Origin of the sequence: Propionispira raffinosivorans DSM 20765 (assembly GCF_000381065.1) — a bacterium.
Classification (GTDB): Bacteria; Bacillota; Negativicutes; order Selenomonadales; family Selenomonadaceae; genus Propionispira; species Propionispira raffinosivorans.
This window is the reverse complement of record NZ_KB905893.1, coordinates 1-3,690: the sequence shown is the minus strand read 5'-3', so window position 1 is coordinate 3,690 and position 3,690 is coordinate 1. Positions and strand designations below refer to the sequence as shown.

Annotated in this window: 4 protein-coding genes; all 4 read left to right on the top strand. The window is 39.3% G+C overall.

Going from position 1 to position 3,690, the window contains the following annotated elements; translation table 11 throughout:
- Positions 1-143 (top strand): IS66 family transposase (locus F606_RS22910; RefSeq protein WP_211210120.1); only part of this gene is annotated, 143 nt, incomplete at its 5' end.
- 89 nt (positions 144-232) lie between these two features.
- The gene (locus F606_RS0120175) at positions 233-1,468 is read left to right on the top strand and encodes a tyrosine-type recombinase/integrase (RefSeq protein WP_019555671.1); all 1,236 of its coding nucleotides are present in this window, start codon (positions 233-235) and stop codon (positions 1,466-1,468) included.
- Positions 1,465-2,448 carry a tyrosine-type recombinase/integrase gene (locus F606_RS0120170; RefSeq protein WP_019555670.1) on the top strand — a complete coding sequence of 328 codons (984 nt, stop codon included), beginning with the start codon at positions 1,465-1,467 and terminating at the stop codon, positions 2,446-2,448. Before F606_RS0120175 ends, F606_RS0120170 begins: the two co-directional genes overlap by 4 nt.
- On the top strand, positions 2,441-3,466 hold the full coding sequence (locus tag F606_RS0120165; protein ID WP_019555669.1) for a tyrosine-type recombinase/integrase: 1,026 nt from the start codon (positions 2,441-2,443) through the stop codon (positions 3,464-3,466). The genes F606_RS0120170 and F606_RS0120165 overlap by 8 nt, the downstream gene beginning before the upstream one ends.
- The last annotated feature ends 224 nt before the right edge of the window (positions 3,467-3,690 follow it).

The following is a 3,690-nucleotide window of genomic DNA, read 5'->3' as shown; positions in this document are numbered from 1 at the left end:
TTTTAAAAGAGTTCGAAGGATATTTGCATACCGATGGTTATGCTGGATATCACAGCCTACCAGACAAAATTGTCGTTGTTGGCTGTTGGGCGCATTATCCAAGAAGTATAATTATCCGAGAAAAGCCAAAAAAATTCGCATAAATGCAGCCTCTATCTGATATCTTCTCAGATAATGACCATTTCCTTTAGAATGGAATTATAAAAATATTCTAAAGGAGATGGTCATTATTATGAACCCAGAAGAAATCAAAAAGCTATCGTTTGGAGACTTGCTTAACGAATTGATACACTATCTTGAGGATAAGTCGTATACTCAGCTAACGTTAGTCAACTATCGCCGGATAATTAGAAAAATTGAACCCTTCATGATTGAGCATGGCATCAATACTTATACCCCTGAAATCGGTATGCAGTACTATGCGCATTATCTTATCAAGAATAAATTAGGTACTTCATATCAGAAGGCTATACGCACGGCAATCCGAAGGTTCAATGACTTTTATTATGGTATGGAATATCGAATTCAGCAGGAAAATCAAATTAATTTATTATCCGATAAGTATGAGCATGTGTTGGAAATGTTCTCCACGGAATGTGCCGAATCTGGCAATAAGGATATAACGATTGAGTCAAAGAAGCGCTTCGTTCGTAGTTTCCTAAAAAAATGTATTACTTTGGGCTGCCCAAACATTCAATCACTGAACCCATCTTACGTTACAAGAGCATGTTTAGCGCTTGAAAACAAAGATGGTTGGGCTGTGGTTAGAAGATTCCTGAAAAGTCTAAGTCTCAGGGGAACTACCAAATTTGATTTTTCTACAATTGTTCCACGTTACAGGCGATCAATTAACATACCAATAACCTATAGCGAAGAAGAAATCCTCAGATTTGAAAGAGCCATCAATCGCACGAATGATCTTGGCAAAAGGAATTATGCAATGCTGCTCTTAGCGACACGACTTGGCATGAGATCTGGAGATATCGCAAAGCTATCTTTGGATGAACTGGATTTCAAGCATGAAAAAATCTCCCTTATACAGCAAAAAAACGGAGAAATGTTACATCTTCCTATGCTGCTGGAAGTCAGAAAAGCCCTAACTGATTATATTAACAATGCGCGTCCCAGGGTGACAAGCAATACGGTATTCTTGCGCCATAATGCACCCTATCAAGGCATTACTACTTCTGTCCTACGTTTTGAGACTTCAAAGTACTTTAGTTTGGCCGATGTTGATATATCAGGAAAAAAACACTGGCCCCATACCTTCCGGTCATCATTGGCCAGTTCAATGGTTAATAATGACATTCCATATGAAGCTGTCAGAACTATTCTGGGGCACTCTGACCCTGATGCCATAAAGCATTATGCAAAGCTTGACATAGAAAAGCTTCGCGAATGTGCAATAGAAGTACCGAGATCGTCGGGCTCATTTAAAACATTCCTTGATGGAGGTGGGCAGTCATGATCCAGTTCAAGAGTGTACTAAAAGATGAAATTACTGAGTTCATGTTACTTCGAAAATCATCAAAAAGTAAAAGTACCTATGACCATGACCAGTGCACGCTTAAGTTATTCGACGAATATCTCTGCTACATTAACTGTGACGATAAAAATATCGCAGAAGCGCAGGTGACTGGCTGGATTGGCACCCTTACAGGAAAGAGCAGTTCCATTGCCAACGTGGTGATTGTTGTCAGACTCTTTCTGACTCATCTTAAAAGTTATGGTATTAATGCTTATATTCCACCAATTCCAAAGGTTAGTGACGATTATATTCCCTATATATTTTCTGACGATGAGATGAAACTTATATTTTCCATTGCAGATAACCTGCAGAGTAGCAAGCCACGTAAAAATACTCTCATCTATATGGAACTTCCAATGATTCTACGTCTCATGTATGGATGCGGGCTTCGTATTGGTGAAACACTTTCATTAAAAATGAAAGATGTAGATCTTAATATCGGCGTGCTGACACTAAAATATACAAAAGGAAACAAGCAACGGCTTGTTCCCATGCATCCCTCGTTAACTGAAATTCTTAGACGTTACTGCATGGCTATGGGGATGATCGGATATCCGAAAGCATATCTTTTTCTAACAGCTGATTCGATGGAACCCGTGAGATTATATAATGTTCAGCATAAGGTCCATTCCATCTTGGAACAATGTGATATTTTTCTTCACGGAAGAAAGAAACATCAGAGGGGTCCCTGCCTGCATTGTCTTAGACATGTATTTGCCTTCAAGTCTTTTGCCAATGCAGAGAAAACAGGTCGTAGGGTTGATGACGTTATACCATACCTTTCCATCTATTTGGGACATGACAGTCTGAAAGAAACAGAAAAATACCTAAAATTCAGCAGTGAGATGTTCCCAGATGCAATGGAATTGTTTGATTGCTACACAGCACAGATCTTTCCGGAGGTAAACTTCGATGAATAAGCCTTCGCAATTTTTGGAGTTACTGGACAGTTTTATCACAAACTACATGCCATGTTCAATCGGGGCAAGCCCACATACGGTTACTTCGTATAAATATGCTTTCCGATTACTGTTGGAGTTCATGTATTCCAAGAAAAGAATTTCTGCTGATAAGATAACCTTTGAGCAACTAGATTTTAGCACTATGACAGCGTTCCTTGACTGGATAGAGAAAGACCGCGGCTGTAGCGCATCAACGAAAAACCAGAGACTATCAGCAATCATTTCTTTTTCTGACTATGCTCAGAATCGAGACTTTGATGCCGCATCCGTATTTCGAAAAGGTGTAATTAAAATTCCCATGAAAAAAGCTCGAAATAAAAAGCGAGCGGTGTTATCTGTCCAGGAAGTTTCGATACTTCTTCGTTTACCTGATGACAGTAAAGAAACCGGACTTAGGGATAAGGTTCTACTTAGCCTAATGTATGCAAGTGGGGCAAGAGCACAGGAAATCTGCGACCTGATGGTGGCAAACATACAGACCAATATAAAAGGATCTACTTTGAATATTAAGGGGAAAGGCGGAAAAGCAAGGCGTATTGGCATTTCAGATAACTGTGCGAAACTGCTGCAGAAATATGTATCTCACCGACGATTGGATTCAAAGCCTGATAAACATGTTTTTTCAAGCCAAACTCATGAACAAATGACTATTGCCTGCATTGAAGGTATTTTTAAGAAATATATTCGACACGCCAAGGCAGAATATCCAGCTCTATTCAGGGAAGACAGTTATCCGCCTCATTCCATGAGGCATTCAACTGCAAGCCATATGTTAGAAGCAGGTGTTCCCATTGTAGTCATAAAAAATTTTCTTGGACATGCATCACTCCAGACAACGCAGATTTATGCGGAATTGTCACAGAACACAATGGACAGGCACTTGAAAGAATGGAATAATAAATGGTTTCCACCGGATTCTGAGGCAATGAAAGAAGCTAGAAAGAAAAATGAAATGCCAGATTTCTTAACTGTTTAATCAAAAAGTAGACTTAGATTATCCGAGAAAAAGAAAAAGCTCGCTCATGTTTAAGCGGCTTTTAGAGACTTTTCTCGGATAATCATATTTTTCGGATAATGTGACTTATCTTACTTCTCGAATAAGTCACATGCCCGAAGAAAATTTGATGAAGCACTGAAATGCCTTCCTGAAAAAGACCGTGAAGGGTCTGGTGCACAACGGTGTAAACAGTATTGCACCCA

Bases quoted from the DNA above. Each gene is read 5' to 3' on its own strand.
- F606_RS0120165 (WP_019555669.1), top strand. From the start codon at position 2,441: ATGAATAAGCCTTCGCAATTTTTGGAGTTACTGGACAGTTTTATCACA.
- F606_RS0120170 (WP_019555670.1), top strand. From the start codon at position 1,465: ATGATCCAGTTCAAGAGTGTACTAAAAGATGAAATTACTGAGTTCATG.
- F606_RS0120175 (WP_019555671.1), top strand. From the start codon at position 233: ATGAACCCAGAAGAAATCAAAAAGCTATCGTTTGGAGACTTGCTTAAC.